Genomic DNA, 16,014 nt, shown 5'->3' on the forward strand with positions numbered 1-16,014 from the left:
ACACGATCTCGATAAATGACTGATGAGGTTATTCAATTGAAATATTCATTGAATTATATATATTTAGCGACTAAATTCATTAATAATTTTGTGAAACCATGAGAACGTCATTTATATCACGCTTTTGTTTATTTACTTTAACGGCAATCACATTTAGTCAAATGGCATTTGCAAATGAAGCATTGTCTCAGGCAGAACGTAATGCTTTAGTCAAAGAAGATATTGCAGGAACACAAGTTTTAAGTGAAGTTTGCCCTACTCTGATTGGGAAAAATGCGACATTTGAGCAAAATATTCAAAAATTGATTCAAACTAATCTAAAAGCCTATTCGGGTCAAAATATGACGTTTGCAGCATTACAAAATGATGCTGAATATAAATCTCTATTGGCTGACGCACATCAAACACTCAAAGAAACTTCGACTGATGAACAAAAAACAGTATGTGAAGATGTTTTAAGTTATCAAGAATAAGTTGTCGATCTGGTCAAATTTTGGTTCTAAATAATTCAATTACTTAGAACCTAGTTCTGCATAAGTTCTACAGCAAAGATACAAATTAAAACTGCTTTTCATGCTATAAGTGATTCAAATTCTTTAAGTCTTATTTGAGTTTGAGTTTTTATGAAAAAAAATGTGTTTAAAATAGCTGGATTATCATTTCTCCTCGCTTCTAGCGTTTTCACCAGCACTGCCTTTGCCAAAGACAAAAAAGCTGAATCTGAACAAATTGAAGTTACTCCAACTTCTGATAACGTTACCCCTCAAGAACTTGCGGCAATTTATGTCTTGTCTGAGGTATGTCCAAGCCTGATTGGTAAGGATTTAAAGTTTAATAAAGCTTATGAAAACTTGGTCAAAGCTTATTTGAACAATGAACCAAACGCTGTTGAGGTTTTAAAGAAACGTGCTAAAAGCAAAGAATTTCAACCTGCTTTGAAAGAAGCTCGTGCAGATGCCAAAAAAGCATCTGATGATGACAATCGTCAAATTTGCGATGATGTCCGTAATTATTATTCGAAATAACTGATTATTTACAATATGTATGAAATAAGCCGACTTTTAACGTAGAAGTCGGCTTGGCTTTATCCTAAAATGCTAGGCTCGTCTGCTTCACACAAGTTATCGGAACGCCTAGAATGATTCAAAAAAGCACCTTTGCTGCACTTATACTCTTACCATCATTTACCTATGCAGCAACTGTTTTATCCTCACCCCCAGAATTAAATAATAAATCTTATGTCTTAATGGATTATGAGACGGGGCAAATTCTCGCATCGAAGAATGAAAACGAACATCTTGCCCCTGCCTCAATGACCAAAATGATGACCAGTTATATCATTGAGCAAAAACTTTTAAAGGGTGAATTGACTGAAAATGAAAGCGTTCGCATGAACGAATCCGCATGGTGTCGTGGCAGCAGTGCAGAATCGTGTATGTACGTTCCTTTAAATGGTACAGCGACCGTTCTGGAAATGTTACGCGGTATTATTGTGCAATCGGGTAACGATGCTTCTGTTGCAATGGCTGAACATATTGCAGGTAACGAAGGAACGTTTGCCCACATGATGAATCAGGAAGCTAAGCGTATTGGCATGTCCAATACTCACTTTATTAACTCAACAGGGATGCCTGCTGACGGTCATTATTCTTCTGCAAAGGATATGGCGCTTCTTGCACAACATATTATCAAAGACAGTTCAAAATATTACCCGATTTATTCTGAAAAAGAATTTACCTTTAATGGAATCAAACAAGGTAACCGTAATGCGTTACTTTATACAGATCCAAGCGTTGATGGTTTAAAAACAGGTCATACCAACGAAGCTGGTTTTTGTATGACCACATCAAGTAAGCGCGGTCCTATGCGTTTAATCTCTGTGATCTTTGGCACACCAAGCATGAATGAACGTGCTTCTCAAACACGTACATTATTGGCTTGGGGTTTTTCTAACTTTGAAACCGTCAATGTTCAACCTGCAAATCAAGTTTTAGCAAAAGCTAAAGTCTGGTTTGGTAAGGAAGATGAAGTTCAAATTGGTCTAGCTGAAAACTTCAATGTTACTATGCCGAAAGGTCAAGCGGATAACATCAAAACTCAACTGGTGATTCAGCCTAAACTGAATGCGCCTTTGGCGAAAGGTCAAGTGGTAGGTAAATTGGTGGCAAGTCTTGATGGTAAAGTCATTGCTGAAAAACCACTTGTGGCTTTAAAGCCTGTAGAAGAAGCAGGTTTCTTAGCGCGTATGATCGATCATATCAAAATGTTTTTTAGTAACTTATTTTAATCATGTTTAAAAGACTTCATTCATCAGGCCCTTTTATTTCTGCCTCTGGGAGAAAAATAAAGAGAGTTTAAACAATGGTGAAAGAAGTCTAAAGTCAGTCATTTGAGCATTCAGGCACTTAGTCTGAATGCTTTTTTATTTTATAATTCCCTAATCTTTGACTTTGAAGCTCACCATGACCCAAAACATTCGACCTTATTTAGATCAATATCCACAAATTGATGAGAGTTGTTATATCGATGAAATGTCTGTGGTGGTTGGAGATGTTCAATTGGCTGAAAATGTTTCTGTCTGGCCTTTCGCGGTGATTCGTGGTGATGTTAATCATATTCGCATTGGTAAAAACAGCAATGTGCAAGATCACTCCATGCTACATGTGACACATAAGCAAACTGGCAAACCTGAAGGCTCTCCTTTAATTATTGGTGAAGATGTCACCGTTGGTCATCATGTGACTTTACATGGTTGTACAATTGGCAATCGTGTTTTAATCGGCATCAATACCGTGATTTTGGATGATGTGACTGTTGAAGATGATGTGATGATTGGTGCAGGCAGTTTGGTTCCACCACGTAAAGTTTTGGAAAGTGGATATTTGTATGTCGGAAGTCCTGTTCAAAAAGTACGGCCTTTAACCGATAAAGAAAAAGCCTTTTTACCTTATTCAGCGCAGAATTATGTGAAGGTGAAAAATAATTATTTGAAGGAATTATAGTCAATGAGAACACGCCGAGATACGCCTATTTTTTTAATTTATCTCGATAACGTCGTGCCTTATTATTATTTCTATCTTATTCCATTGATGATTGCGCTGATCTTTGTGAGTTTCGATTTTAATTTTTCTGGATTACTCCACACCACTATGGTGACGAAGCTTTCAAACCAGCACAAATTTCTGAATGACTTTTTCGCAATATGTACATTGATTACACTAATTCTTTGTTTTTTTAATTATTTAGTCATTACACTCAACGCTATACAACGAAAAAATCTGAGATTGTACTATTCCAAATTTAATCCTAAGTACCGCGGTTTTTTTGGCATTTTAGGAATTATCTTTTTCTTATTTATACTGTTTTTTATGTGCTTAAGTTGGTTTTTACTTGATGATCGTATGCCAGACTTTTCAAAAAAAGGCGCATACTTCACTTATTTAAGGCAATTTTCACACCCTTATATCAGTGCAATCATCATGAGTTTACAATACCTTCTGTGTGTGTTTTTTGCACTGTACTTTCTTTTCATTCTCAATGTCCGTAAGTATTGTCGCCAATAGTAGATGCAGCCTAGCCACCGCGCCCCAAATTTTGTATCATACTGCTTTTAAATCAGGGTGCTTTTTATGACCATTTGGACACCGCACGTTACCGTTGCCACGGTTGTTGAAAAAGATGGACGTTTTCTATTTGTCGAAGAACATAGCGAAGGCGTGACCCATACCGTATTCAACCAACCTGCGGGTCATGTTGAATCTGGTGAAACCCTGATCCAAGCTGCGATTCGTGAAACTCTTGAAGAAACAGGCCATACGGTTGAAATTGATGCCTTGCTTGGCATATATACTTATACACCACCGATGTTTCCAGATCGGACCTATTACCGTTTTTGCTTTTTAGCGCAAAGTGTCAATGTTGACCTAAATGCGACATTAGATACAGGTATTGTCCGCGCTGTCTGGATGAATCTGGATGAATTGCAGGAAACAGCTCGCGCACGTAGTCCGTTGGTCACCAAAGCCATTCAAGATGCTTTAAGCGGTCAACGCTTTCCTTTATCGCTCATTTATGAGCACCACTCTCCTTCTTTCACTTCAAATCTGGATGCTTAATCCTATGTCACAACGCGTCATCGTCGGGATGTCTGGTGGAGTCGATTCATCGGTTTCTGCTGCACTTTTACTTCAACAAGGATATCAGGTTGAAGGTCTTTTCATGAAAAACTGGGAAGAAGATGATGGAACGAAATACTGTACAGCACTAGAAGATTTGGCAGATGCCCAAGCGGTTGCCGATAAAATTGGTATTAAGCTCCATACGGCTAACTTTGCCATGGAATATTGGGATCGTGTGTTTGAGCATTTTCTTGCTGAATACGCTGCGGGACGTACCCCAAATCCAGATATCCTCTGTAATAAAGAAATTAAATTCCGAGCATTTTTAGATCATGCGATGACCTTAGGTGCAGACTTTATTGCCACAGGTCATTACGCACGTCGTGGTGAAAGTCTGCAAAACTCACGTGGTGAAAGTTATGCACCTTTATTACGTGGCGTCGACAATAATAAAGATCAGACCTATTTTCTGCATGCGGTTCATGGTCGAGAAATTAATAAGACCTTATTTCCTGTGGGCGAAATTGAAAAACCAGAAGTGCGTAAAATCGCGGAACAACTTGATTTAGCAACAGCCAAGAAAAAAGACTCGACTGGTATTTGTTTTATTGGTGAACGTCGCTTTAATGATTTTCTTAAACAATATTTACCTGCTCAACCCGGAAAAATTGTTTTGGATAATGGTCAAGAGGTTGGTGAACATCACGGCTTAATGTACTATACGCTGGGTCAACGTGGTGGTATTGGTTTAGGTGGTTTGAAGAATGCACCTGAAGGCGCATGGTTTGTACTACATAAAGATATCGCCAATAATCGACTGGTGATTGGTCAGGGTCATGAACATCCGCTTATGCAAAGCACACAGCTTTGGAGTGAGTCGATTGACTGGGTGGCAGGTGAGCAAGAGATCCCGACTTCGGGTTTTCGATGTACAGCCAAAACCCGTTATCGTCAACCTGATCAGGCGTGTACCATTTATCGTGATGAAAATACTGAAAATGGTATTCGTGTTGAGTTTGATCAACCACAGCGGGCGGTCACGCCAGGACAAAGCGTTGTATTTTACGCCGATGAGATCTGTTTAGGTGGCGGTGTAATCTTGAACACCAATGCACCCAAACCCGATTTTATTTAAAGTATATATGAAGGAATCTTAGGCATGGTTGACACCCCTTTTCAACAGCCTCAAGCACTGAATGTACGTCAAAACCGTGCCTTGGCGCTTGCGGGTGTCTTTCAGGCCGCGCAGTTGACCCACATGACAGCGATGACAGGTCAACAAAGTATTGGTGAAAGTGGAAACTTCTACTTTGAACAACTGATTAAGGCCTGTCTCAATATACGCCCTGCTATGAATTCAAGTACGCAAACACTGGATTTCTTTCATCAGCTTGCCGATATTTCACTGGGTTTAAAAACACTGGAAAGTAGTATTACTCAACCTTTTTCAAGCTCACCGAAATCGCGTTTACCTAAACTCTCAAATGCCAAGCTGCCTATGACTTATGCCATGTCATTGTTGCAACTTGAAAAGAAAGTCTACAAAAACCCAGAATATGTTGAAATTATTGAAAAATCACAGCAAAAAATTTTAAAACAACTGTCATTTTTCGATAATAACTATTTACATCCGAGTATTATTGCCAACCTTGCGCAAACCTATGTCGAGACAGCAGGTCAGATTAATCCGCGCATCATGGTTCGCGGCAACGCTGAAGCTTTCAAAGATAGCAATCACACCAACCGTATCCGAGCCTGTCTATTTACTGGATTGCAAATGGCGCATCTTTGGCGGCAGTTAGGTGGTAGCTCATGGAATATGATTTTTAGCAAACGTAAATTGCTTCAAGACATTCAAACACTCGCTCGTTTACAGTATCAAATGGTCGAACTTTGATGTTGCAACAAATTTTATTTTATATTTAAACCCCACCTAGCCTCCTCTTAACAAAAGGAGGGATATGAAGGAACCTGTATGAACGCGCTCACCGCACTCTCGCCACTTGACGGACGTTATGCAAGCAAATGTGATGCTTTACGTCCCTATCTTTCTGAGTTTGGTTTAATTCATGCTCGTGTGACTGTTGAAGTGCGTTGGTTACAAGCGCTTGCAAACCATCCAGAAATCATTGAAGTTGCAGCATTTTCAAGTGAAACCAATGCCGCTTTAGATGCCATTGTAAGCAATTTCTCTGAAGATGATGCCAATCGTATTAAAGAGATTGAACGCACTACCAATCACGATGTAAAAGCAGTTGAATACTTTTTAAAAGAAAAAATTGCCAATATTAATGAATTAAAAGATGCAGGTGAATTTATTCACTTTGCCTGTACATCTGAAGACATCAACAACTTGTCTCATGCTTTAATGCTTAAAAATGGTCGTGAAGTTTTAATCGCTAGTATGAAACAAATTTTGAATGCGATTGCAGCTTTGGCGACGACGCATGCTGACCAACCCATGTTATCTCGCACACATGGTCAAACTGCAAGTCCAACTACTTTGGGTAAAGAGATGGCGAACGTTGCCTATCGTTTGGCTCGCCAAATCAAACAGTTCGAAAATGTTGAATTACTTGGCAAGATCAATGGTGCTGTAGGTAACTACAATGCGCACTTGTCAGCTTATCCAGAGATTGACTGGGCGGCACATGCACAAGCATTTGTTGAATCTTTAGGTTTGGCATTTAACCCATACACTACGCAAATTGAGCCGCATGACTATATGGCGGAATTATTTGATGCACTACGTCGTTATAATACGATTTTGATCGATTTTAACCGCGATGTTTGGGGCTATATTTCTCTTGGCTATTTCAAGCAAAAATTAAAAGATGGTGAAGTGGGTTCTTCAACCATGCCACATAAAGTCAATCCAATTGATTTTGAAAACTCTGAAGGTAACTTAGGTATTGCCAATGCAGTACTCGGTCATTTAGGTGAGAAACTCCCTGTTTCGCGTTGGCAGCGTGATTTAACCGACTCTACTGTTCTTCGTAACATGGGTGTTGGTTTTGCTCAAAGCTTGATTGCCTTTGATGCTTGCTTAAAAGGGATTGGTAAACTTGAGTTAAATGCAAATCGCTTAAATGAAGATTTAAACCAAGCTCAAGAAGTTCTGGCTGAACCGATTCAAACGGTGATGCGTCGCTACAATGTTGAAAAACCATACGAAAAATTAAAAGCGCTCACGCGTGGTCAAGCAATGACCCGTGACATGATGGTGAACTTTGTCAATGGTGAGGAACTTGCTCAAGTTCCGGCTGATGAACGTGCTCGCCTTGCTGAACTGACTCCTGCAACCTATACGGGAAATGCAGCAGAACAAGCTCAACAAATCAACGATTTAATCAATAAGCTTTAATCGATATCAGTTAAAATAGAGCGGAATCATTGTAAAATGGTTCCGTTTTTTATCGCCTATTACAAACAAAAAAGAATGATTCGATATGATTGAGAAAAAATTTACCCTAAGACACTGGCTTGGCTTTCTGCTTATTTTTATTGAAATTGCGATTGCCAGCATTCATCCCCTAGAAGTTGAATCATATTTATTGCATCAAGTGGGGACTGTCTTGATGCTTATTTTATTGGTGATTAGCTTTAAAAAAATTGGCTTAGATTTTCTAAGTTTTAGTTTCTATCTGGGTTTTCTATTTATTCATATTCTGGCAGCTCATTATTTATATTCTTATGTACCTTATAACGACTGGATTAAAGCGATTTTCCATTTTGATTTAGATCATTTTTTTGGATGGCAGCGCAACATGTATGATCGTTTGGTACATTTTAGCTATGGCTTTTTGCTCTATCCATTTTTTTATCGTTGTTTTCAAGTTTGGTTTCCAACAGCCCAACCCCGTACCTTATTTTTGCTCGTCTTACAATTTGTCATGGCGTCCAGTATGGCCTATGAACTCATAGAGTGGGCCATCGCGATCGGCATGTCACCTGAAGCGGCTGAAAAATATAATGGACAACAAGGTGATATGTGGGATGCGCATAAAGATATGCTCATGGCAACGATTGGAACCATAATCTATGGTTTGGGACAATATCTGTTCAGTAAAAAGCACTCTTAATCGAGTGCTTTTAAAGATGCAGCAAAAAAATTAAAGTTTAGGATCACGCATTTGAACCAAATTACTATTCGCTTTACTCAAACTTTCCACAAATTTATTCATTACAGTTGGAATCAAATGATCCGCCAATTGCGCGGCTTGCAGTCCAAGCTTTTCACCTAAGGTTGGACGCTTACGTGTGCTAATGACATAGACATCATGTTGTGGCAATAAGCCCAAAATGTATTCATCAGATGTTTGTAATTTATCCACCAGATTTAAATCTAAAGCATCTTGTCCGTACCAATGTTCACCTGTTGCAACTTTCTCAACATTCAGTTGTGGACGATATTTCTCCACAAAATGCTTAAATAGCGCATGCGTTTGTTGCAACTCTTCTTCAAATTTGGCTTTACCTTCAGGCGTATTTTCACCAAACATGGTCACGGTACGTTTGTATTCACCCGCTGTGTACAGTTCAAAATCGACATTATGCTGTTTCAGCAAACGATTAAAATTTGGAACCTGTGCCACAACACCAATCGAACCTAAAATGGCAAATGGCGCTGAAATAATTTCACTCGCAATACAGGCCATCATATAACCACCACTCGCGGCCACTTTATCGACCACAATGGTGACATGAAACCCTGCATCACGCAGACGAACCAATTGTGCTGCTGCCAAGCCATAACCGTGTACCATGCCGCCTGGACTTTCTAAACGAACCACTACACGATCTTTTCCTGCTTTGGCAGTTGCTAATACCAGTGTAATTTCTTCACGTAGTTGATCAACAGCAGATGCCTGAATATCACCTTTAAAATCGAGTACAAAGACTTTTTGGTTATTTTTCTTACGCGATCTGGATTCTTTCGCCAGTTGTTGAGTTAATTGTAATAGCTCGAATTTTGACGCAGTGGTTTGAGCTATTTTTTTACGCTGTTCATTCACTCGCGCGTTTAAATGGCTGACATGGAGTTCAGCGGGTAATTTAGGTAAATGAAATAGCATAAGCTGTTTATTCTCTACAGTTCCTGTTTATGAACAAAAGATGAGGGCTAAACTAGAAAATTTCAATATGACTTTTGAAAACAAGATGATATACAGCCATTTTTTCGATAAAAAAAGCACCCAAAGGTGCTTTCCTTAACAGAACAGAATCAACCAAAACGACCCGTAATATACGCTTCAGTCAACTGATGATCAGGTTGAGTAAAGACTTTTTCAGTAGAGTTGACTTCAATCAAGTCACCCAAATGAAAGTATGCGGTACGGTCAGAAACACGTGCTGCTTGTTGCATCGAGTGCGTTACAATCGCAATGGTGTACTGATTAGAAAGTTCAGAAATTAATTCTTCTACTTTAGCCGTTGCGATTGGATCAAGTGCCGAACAAGGTTCATCCATCAGGATCACTTCTGGACTAACCGCAATAGTACGTGCAATACACAAACGTTGCTGTTGACCACCCGATAAGCCTGTGCCTGGCTGATTCAAACGATCTTTGACTTCATCCCACAAACCTGCTTTACGCAAACTATTTTCAACAATCTCTTCGAGATCGTATTTATCACGTGCCAAGCCATGTAACTTAGGGCCATAAGCAACGTTGTCAAAAATTGATTTTGGGAATGGGTTTGGTTTTTGGAATACCATACCAACTTGAGCACGTAGTAACACTACGTCCAAGTTTGGATCATAAATGTCGTGATTATCCAATAATACCTTACCCGTCACACGACAGCTATCAATCGTATCATTCATACGGTTCAGGGTACGTAAGAATGTTGATTTACCACAACCAGAAGGCCCAATAAAAGCAATCACTTCATTTTCATAAATACTGATATCAATGCCTTTAATCGCTTCGCTATCACCATAATAGACATGCACATCATTAGCACTGAGCTTAACGTTTTGCTTCGTTTCTTTTTTGGGACTCGTCTGAGTATCAAACTGTGAAACAAATGAAGTCTGACGTTTTGGTTCCGTTTCAGCACTGGTAAATTGCTTTTGATCAGAATTCACTGTTTTATCCTTTTCTAAGGCATTTGTTGTATCAATAGTATTCATCATCTCACCCTCTATTACCAACGCACTTCGAATTTTTTACGTAACCAAATTGCGAGGCTGTTTAAACCAATCATCATTGCCAAGAGTACAATAATGGCTGCTGCGGTACGTCCTTCAAAGAAGTTACGTAATTCATTACCCTGCCATAAGAAAATTTGAACAGGTAGGGCTGTTGATTGATCCAGTGGACTGGTAGGAATACTTGCGACGAAAGCACTCATACCAATTAAAAGTAACGGCGCAGTTTCACCTAAAGCCTGAGCTACACCAATGATCGCACCAGTTAAAATACCCGGCAATGCCAATGGCAACACATGATGGAATACCACTTGCACCCGTGAAGCTCCTAAACCAAGCGCAGCTTGACGAATCGATGGTGGAACAGCTTTCAGGGCAGCACGCGTCGTAATAATAACGGTTGGAAGCGTCATCAAGCTGAGGACCAGACCACCAACCAATGGGGCAGATAAAGGTAAATGCATCCAGTTAATAAAGATCGCAGCGCCAAGCAAACCAAATACAATCGACGGAACCGCAGCCAGATTATTAATATTGACTTCAATGACATCGGTCATCACGTTTTGTTTCGCAAACTCTTCCAGATATACCGCACTGGCAACACCAATTGGGATCGAAATAAAGATCACAATCAACATCATAAACAGGGAGCCCATAAATGCACCGGCTAAACCACTGGTTGCAGGCGAACTACGAGAGTCTGGATTGGTGAAAATATTGGTATTAAATGAATGTGTAAGTACGCCATTTTTTTCTAATTGATCGGCCAATTGACGCACTTCTGGACTCAATTGTTGTTGATCATCTGGCAAACTACGATCGATCTTACCTGTTAACCAGACATCGACATTGGCATCTGCAAGGAACTTGATATCTTCACGCTTACCAATCAATGATGGATCCTTAAAGACCATATCACGTAAGCGATAAGATTCAGAGCTAGTATACAAACTACTTAAATCATCACGTTTTGAAGCTAAAGATGGATCTTTGGCAATCAAACCATTTACGATTAATGCATCCCAATCGACCATACCCATTTTGGTTTGCCACTCAATATAGCGTTCCTGAAAATGGGCTGGTGTTTCACCTGACGCTTGAACAGGTTTAGGGCCTGCATCAATGAGGGTCGGATCGAAATAAACAGGAACCGTCATACTGGTTTGCCAAAAAGCAGGTAAACCTTTTGCCAAGATACTACCAAATAACAGGGCAACAAATAACAGACCAATCACAACCGCAGAAAAACCAAATAATCGAAATGTCGTTTCTTTGCGATGGCGTTTTGCCAAAGACTTTTGAATCGTATTCTTACGTTTTTCGCGTAATTCCGCGGCAACTTGTGGATCAAAACTATTTTGATCCAAAGGTGTAGAAGTATTTGATGTACTCATTCGTATTGCTCGCGATATTTACGCACAATATAAAGTGCAACAATGTTAAGACCTAAAGTGATTACAAACAGCGTCAAACCTAGAGCAAATGCAACCAGCGCCTGAGGACTTGCGAAATCTGTATCACCTGTTAATTGGTTGACAATCGTGACTGTCACAGTAGACACTGCTTCTAATGGATTGACATGAAGTAAAGGACTATTCCCTGCTGCCAGTACCACGATCATGGTTTCACCAATGGCGCGGGAAGCAGCCAATAAGAATGCACCAATAATGCCGGGCAATGCTGCTGGAATCACCACCTGACGAATCGTTTCAGATTTAGTCGCGCCAAGTCCAAGTGAACCATCACGTAGTGCACGTGGAACCTGAGTAATGATGTCATCCGAAAGTGAAGATACGAATGGGATAATCATAATGCCCATCACAAAACCCGCGGTGAGCGCACTGGTGGCATTGATATTAATGCCAACCAATTCACCTGCCATTTTAAAGAATGGGCCAATGATCATCAGGGCAAATACACCATACACAATGGTCGGAATACCCGCCAAAATTTCAATGGCTGGTTTTGCCCATGAACGCAACGTAGGAGAAGCATATTCAGCCAGATAAATTGCGATCATCAAACCAATCGGCACTGAAACCAGTAAGGCAATACCACTCACCATGAGGGTACCCCAAAGTAGTGGTAATAGACCGTAACTACCTTCTGCACTACCTGATGTACTAAAACCTGGATTCCACTCAGTACCAAAGAAGAAGTCGAGTGGGCTCACGAAAGAGAAAAATCTTAAGGCTTCACTAAACATTGACATCACAATGCCAAGTGTCGTCAGAATCGCTACACCCGAGCAGAGTGCAAGCGTGATATTAATAATTTTTTCAACTTTATTACGTGCTCTAAAATTTTCTGCAACACGTTTTTTTGCAATCAATAAACCAACAATCGCAGCACAAAGCACTACCGCAAGTTTGGCATATGACCCAATGGTCTGTACTTTAGCGAGTTGCGCTGCGGCAGCAAGTTCGTAAGCAGCGGGTTGATCGGTAACACCAAAACCAGAAGCAATCGCTTTAACACGATTCATCAATACTTCAATGCTGGCTTGGTCCATTCCTGCCAAAGTTGCGGCCGGAACTTGATCCAAAACGACATGCTTTAAAATATTGGGTTCGACCAAATTCCAAACAATCAAAATTAAAAAAGCAGGGATACCACACCATAACGCGACCAATGCGCCATAATAGCCCGGTCGTGAATGTAATAATGCAGAGTTATTTCCCTTACCTGCTAGGCTGCGACTTTTGCTCAACCCAATTTGATAAGCTATGGCAATGAGTGCCAATAGCACGCCAATCAATAGCAGATTCATGTAATCTCCACCGTTTTCTCAATTTTCATTCTTTGAAAAAACCCAGTTAAACATCTTGCTAGACAAAAAGCTGATGAAGGTATCACACCCACATCAGCTCTCATTTTCAATCTATTATTTAACAGATTTACCTGCTTTAAAGTCTGCCAGTACTTTTGCACGTTCTGAATCAGACATTGAAATCAAGCCCGCTTTTTCAAGTTTAGAACCTTTACCTGAAGTCTTTTTGTTCAGGAAGAATTCTACATATTGCGGTAAGCCTTTAATTGATTTCACATGCTCGCCTTTCACATAGAAGAATAAAGGACGAGATACAGGGTAACTACCATTCAAAATCGTTTTTTCAGAAGGTGCTACGTTGTTTACAGTTGCAACACGAAGCTTGTCACGGTTTTGGTCATAGAAGCCTAAACCAAATACACCAACTGCGCTAGGAGATGTTTTTAAACGTGCCAGAGTTTCAGTATAGTCGCCTGCGATTTCAATCACACGACCATCCTTACGAAATGCTGAACAAGCTTTTTTCTGTTCTTCTTTGTCCATTTTTTTGAAGTAATCGTAAGCTTCACAGCCCGCTTCTACCATTTTTTCTTGGAATACTTCACGAGTACCGTGGTTAGAAGCTGGAATAACCAGTGTAATTGGCTCGTTTGGAAGTGATTTATCAATCTGGTTCCAGCGTGTATATGGGTTTGGTACAAGCTGGCCATTTGATGGCAATTTCTCAGCAAGCGCAGCAAAAACAAAGGCTGGTTTTAATTTATAAGCTGCTTTGTTTGAGTTTGATGCAAATACAATACCGTCATAACCAATTTTGATTTCTTGTACTTGGTTTACGCCTGCTTTTTTACATGCAGCTAATTCTGTATCTTTAACTTTACGTGAAGCGTTTGCAATATCAATCGTGTTATCGCCAACACCTTGACAGAACTGTTTTAGACCACCAGATGTACCACCAGAACCGACTACTGGAGTTTTAAACTGTGGGAAAGTATTACCAAACTCTTCTGCAACAATACTTGCATAAGGTAAAACAGTGGATGAACCAGCGATCTGAATCGTATCACGGGCTGCATTCGCAGTTGTCGCGATAGCGGCCCCAGAAACTGCAAGTGCAATGGCAAGTTGACGTGGATTTAAGCGCATGCTCTTCTCTCTTTATTTAGCTTAAGTGGGTACATCACTGGGTAAGTGAGTGTGTGTACTTTCGATACATGCATTTTGATTTTAAAATATGACAATTAGGTGACAACTTGATGACGCTTTTGTGATAATTCAACCCTAAACTTTGATTTTTATAAAATTCTTTTAATTTCAATATGTAACTTCAATTTTCAATATAAGCTTTGTATTTTTATTTATCCATTAAAATGTAATATTTCATTATTCTGTCATAAAAAAGGCCACCGAAGTGACCTTTTCATAATCATAAGACTTAATCAATTGCGGGTGTATAAGTTCCTGCAACGATGTCATCTTTAATACGATCACTTTCAGCAAGCACCAGTGCCAATAAGCTTTTCACATTATCCAGTGTTGCCACTGGGCTAAGTGTCGTCATTTTTAAAGACTGAACTTGCCCAACTTTAGTCACACCAATATTGGCATCGCCACGCGCAAACAATTCATCTGCAACATTTTGATTCAGACTATCGATAAATTCAACAGGATAATCTTGAGGCACAACACGGAACAATACTGAAGCAAATTGTGGTTCTACCAGAAGCTCAAGCCCATCTGTTGCTTTAATATAATCAGCGACTTCACGAGTTAGCGTCACACCATGATCAATCATGGAACCATACAGTTCTTCACCCAATGCTTCCACGGTCATCCAGAGCTTTAAGGCATCAAAACGGCGAGTGGTTTGCAATGATTTAGAGACCAGATTTGGTACACCATGTTCTTCATCGTAAGCAGAGTTTAAATATTCTGCTTCATAATGCATAAAGCGATAATTGGCTTCATCTTTCAATAAGAATGCACCACAGCTAATGCTTTGGAAATAATGCTTATGGAAGTCTAAAGTGATCGAATCGGAGAGTTCAATACCATCCAACATGTCACGATGTGCATTCGATAAAATCAATGCACCACCCCAAGCGGCATCAATATGCATCCATGCACCATATTTATGGGTGATTTCACGGATTTTCTTGAGTGGATCAATCGCACCTGCATCGGTTGTACCCGCAGTAGCCACCACACATGCCACGATTTTGCCTTCCGCTTGCAAATGCGCCATGGTTTTTTCAAGCGCATCCACATCCATTTGGGCATTGTCATTCACAGGAACGGTCACTACCGACTGAAAGCCCATGCCCATCATCGCCATGTTCTTTTGCACAGAGAAATGTGCATTTTCAGAACAAATGACTTTAACGTTTTTCATGGCTTCCGCAGGAATACCATCACGTTGGACTGACCACGGTTGACCGTTTTCATTTTTCCAATTCTTGGAAATACACCAGTCGCGCGCCAGTAGGACACCCATCAAATTTGACTGCGTACCACCTGAGGTAAACACACCGGCTTGACCAGACCCATAACCAACCTTTTGACGTAACCAGTCAATCAATTGCACTTCCATCAAAGAACCCGCAGGGCTTTGATCCCAAGAATCCATCGACTGGTTAGTCGCATTGATGAGCACTTCAGCGATCTGACTGGTCACCATCGTTGGACAATGCAAATGTGCGAGAGAATATGGATGATGTACCTTTAAGCTTTTGTTAAGAAATAACTCAACCATACGACTTAAAGACTGGTGTAAGCCCATCCCTTCTTTTGAAGGATTAAAAGAAATCGCCGAGCGCAATTCCTTGATACTACCACCCGTGTACATTTTGTCATTTTGCAACCATGCAGCAACGGCTTTCACCGCTTCATCCATTGCTGACTGATAGTCAGCAATGGAACCAGCATCATTGCAGAGTAACGCTTTACGATGTTCTGCAAAATCAACCATGCGA

General features: G+C 40.1%; 15 protein-coding genes. 9 read left to right on the plus strand and 6 right to left on the minus strand.

Features of this window, described 5'->3' with window-relative positions:
* Nucleotides 1–98 precede the first annotated feature (98 nt).
* The 9 genes from I6L31_RS04170 (at nt 99) to I6L31_RS04210 (ending at nt 8,200) form a co-directional block, all read left to right on the plus strand.
* Nucleotides 99–473 carry an MCR_0457 family protein gene (locus tag I6L31_RS04170; protein WP_004988337.1) on the plus strand — a complete coding sequence of 125 codons (375 nt, stop codon included), beginning with the start codon at nt 99–101 and terminating at the stop codon, nt 471–473.
* Nucleotides 474–623: 150 nt separating this feature from the next.
* Nucleotides 624–1,025: an MCR_0457 family protein gene (locus I6L31_RS04175; RefSeq protein ID WP_004988340.1), complete on the plus strand. Its 402-nt coding sequence runs from the start codon at nt 624–626 to the stop codon at nt 1,023–1,025.
* Between the two features lie 113 nt (nt 1,026–1,138).
* A complete protein-coding gene (gene dacC / locus I6L31_RS04180) occupies nt 1,139–2,287 on the plus strand; it encodes a D-alanyl-D-alanine carboxypeptidase PBP5/6 (protein ID WP_005004753.1) in 1,149 nt (382 codons plus the stop codon).
* A gap of 175 nt (nt 2,288–2,462) precedes the next feature.
* A complete protein-coding gene (locus I6L31_RS04185; RefSeq protein WP_005004756.1) occupies nt 2,463–3,002 on the plus strand; it encodes a gamma carbonic anhydrase family protein in 540 nt (179 codons plus the stop codon).
* Nucleotides 3,003–3,629: 627 nt separating this feature from the next.
* Complete coding sequence (locus I6L31_RS04190) at nt 3,630–4,115, plus strand: NUDIX hydrolase (protein ID WP_005004761.1); 486 nt, start codon at nt 3,630–3,632, stop codon at nt 4,113–4,115.
* A gap of 4 nt (nt 4,116–4,119) precedes the next feature.
* On the plus strand, nt 4,120–5,253 hold the full coding sequence (gene mnmA, locus I6L31_RS04195) for a tRNA 2-thiouridine(34) synthase MnmA (RefSeq protein ID WP_004988349.1): 1,134 nt from the start codon (nt 4,120–4,122) through the stop codon (nt 5,251–5,253).
* Nucleotides 5,254–5,277: 24 nt separating this feature from the next.
* Nucleotides 5,278–6,015: a high frequency lysogenization protein HflD gene (hflD, locus tag I6L31_RS04200; RefSeq protein WP_004988352.1), complete on the plus strand. Its 738-nt coding sequence runs from the start codon at nt 5,278–5,280 to the stop codon at nt 6,013–6,015.
* Between the two features lie 78 nt (nt 6,016–6,093).
* Nucleotides 6,094–7,482 carry an adenylosuccinate lyase gene (gene purB / locus I6L31_RS04205; RefSeq protein ID WP_005004764.1) on the plus strand — a complete coding sequence of 463 codons (1,389 nt, stop codon included), beginning with the start codon at nt 6,094–6,096 and terminating at the stop codon, nt 7,480–7,482.
* Nucleotides 7,483–7,567: 85 nt separating this feature from the next.
* The gene (locus tag I6L31_RS04210; RefSeq protein ID WP_004988360.1) at nt 7,568–8,200 is read left to right on the plus strand and encodes a DUF2238 domain-containing protein; all 633 of its coding nucleotides are present in this window, start codon (nt 7,568–7,570) and stop codon (nt 8,198–8,200) included.
* 30 nt (nt 8,201–8,230) lie between these two features.
* Here the strand turns inward: I6L31_RS04210 and sohB are convergent, their stop codons facing one another.
* The 6 genes from sohB to I6L31_RS04240 form a co-directional block, all read right to left on the minus strand.
* Nucleotides 8,231–9,193 (minus strand): protease SohB, encoded by a 963-nt coding sequence (gene sohB / locus I6L31_RS04215; RefSeq protein ID WP_005004765.1) that lies wholly within the window; start codon nt 9,191–9,193, stop codon nt 8,231–8,233.
* A gap of 149 nt (nt 9,194–9,342) precedes the next feature.
* Entirely contained in the window at nt 9,343–10,257 is a 915-nt protein-coding gene (gene pstB / locus I6L31_RS04220) for a phosphate ABC transporter ATP-binding protein PstB (protein WP_370684998.1), read from the minus strand.
* Nucleotides 10,258–10,268: 11 nt separating this feature from the next.
* On the minus strand, nt 10,269–11,666 hold the full coding sequence (gene pstA, locus I6L31_RS04225; protein WP_004988368.1) for a phosphate ABC transporter permease PstA: 1,398 nt from the start codon (nt 11,664–11,666) through the stop codon (nt 10,269–10,271).
* Nucleotides 11,663–13,042 (minus strand): phosphate ABC transporter permease subunit PstC, encoded by a 1,380-nt coding sequence (gene pstC, locus I6L31_RS04230; protein WP_004988369.1) that lies wholly within the window; start codon nt 13,040–13,042, stop codon nt 11,663–11,665. Before pstC ends, pstA begins: the two co-directional genes overlap by 4 nt.
* Before the next feature lie 114 nt (nt 13,043–13,156).
* Nucleotides 13,157–14,188, minus strand: coding sequence for a substrate-binding domain-containing protein (locus I6L31_RS04235; protein ID WP_004988371.1), 1,032 nt, complete (start codon nt 14,186–14,188; stop codon nt 13,157–13,159).
* Between the two features lie 289 nt (nt 14,189–14,477).
* Complete coding sequence (locus tag I6L31_RS04240; protein WP_004988374.1) at nt 14,478–16,010, minus strand: pyridoxal phosphate-dependent decarboxylase family protein; 1,533 nt, start codon at nt 16,008–16,010, stop codon at nt 14,478–14,480.
* Between the last annotated feature and the right edge of the window lie 4 nt (nt 16,011–16,014).

Origin of the sequence: Acinetobacter septicus (genome assembly GCF_019355975.1) — a bacterium.
In the GTDB taxonomy this organism is placed as follows: Bacteria; Pseudomonadota; Gammaproteobacteria; order Pseudomonadales; family Moraxellaceae; genus Acinetobacter; species Acinetobacter ursingii.

Bases quoted from the DNA above. Each gene is read 5' to 3' on its own strand.
- I6L31_RS04170 (WP_004988337.1), top strand. From the start codon at position 99: ATGAGAACGTCATTTATATCACGCTTTTGTTTATTTACTTTAACGGCA.
- dacC (WP_005004753.1), top strand. From the start codon at position 1,139: ATGATTCAAAAAAGCACCTTTGCTGCACTTATACTCTTACCATCATTT.
- I6L31_RS04240 (WP_004988374.1), bottom strand. From the start codon at position 16,010: ATGGTTGATTTTGCAGAACATCGTAAAGCGTTACTCTGCAATGATGCT.
- mnmA (WP_004988349.1), top strand. From the start codon at position 4,120: ATGTCACAACGCGTCATCGTCGGGATGTCTGGTGGAGTCGATTCATCG.
- pstA (WP_004988368.1), bottom strand. From the start codon at position 11,666: ATGAGTACATCAAATACTTCTACACCTTTGGATCAAAATAGTTTTGAT.
- I6L31_RS04235 (WP_004988371.1), bottom strand. From the start codon at position 14,188: ATGCGCTTAAATCCACGTCAACTTGCCATTGCACTTGCAGTTTCTGGG.
- I6L31_RS04190 (WP_005004761.1), top strand. From the start codon at position 3,630: ATGACCATTTGGACACCGCACGTTACCGTTGCCACGGTTGTTGAAAAA.
- I6L31_RS04175 (WP_004988340.1), top strand. From the start codon at position 624: ATGAAAAAAAATGTGTTTAAAATAGCTGGATTATCATTTCTCCTCGCT.
- sohB (WP_005004765.1), bottom strand. From the start codon at position 9,193: ATGCTATTTCATTTACCTAAATTACCCGCTGAACTCCATGTCAGCCAT.
- pstB (WP_370684998.1), bottom strand. From the start codon at position 10,257: ATGATGAATACTATTGATACAACAAATGCCTTAGAAAAGGATAAAACA.
- hflD (WP_004988352.1), top strand. From the start codon at position 5,278: ATGGTTGACACCCCTTTTCAACAGCCTCAAGCACTGAATGTACGTCAA.
- purB (WP_005004764.1), top strand. From the start codon at position 6,094: ATGAACGCGCTCACCGCACTCTCGCCACTTGACGGACGTTATGCAAGC.
- pstC (WP_004988369.1), bottom strand. From the start codon at position 13,042: ATGAATCTGCTATTGATTGGCGTGCTATTGGCACTCATTGCCATAGCT.
- I6L31_RS04210 (WP_004988360.1), top strand. From the start codon at position 7,568: ATGATTGAGAAAAAATTTACCCTAAGACACTGGCTTGGCTTTCTGCTT.
- I6L31_RS04185 (WP_005004756.1), top strand. From the start codon at position 2,463: ATGACCCAAAACATTCGACCTTATTTAGATCAATATCCACAAATTGAT.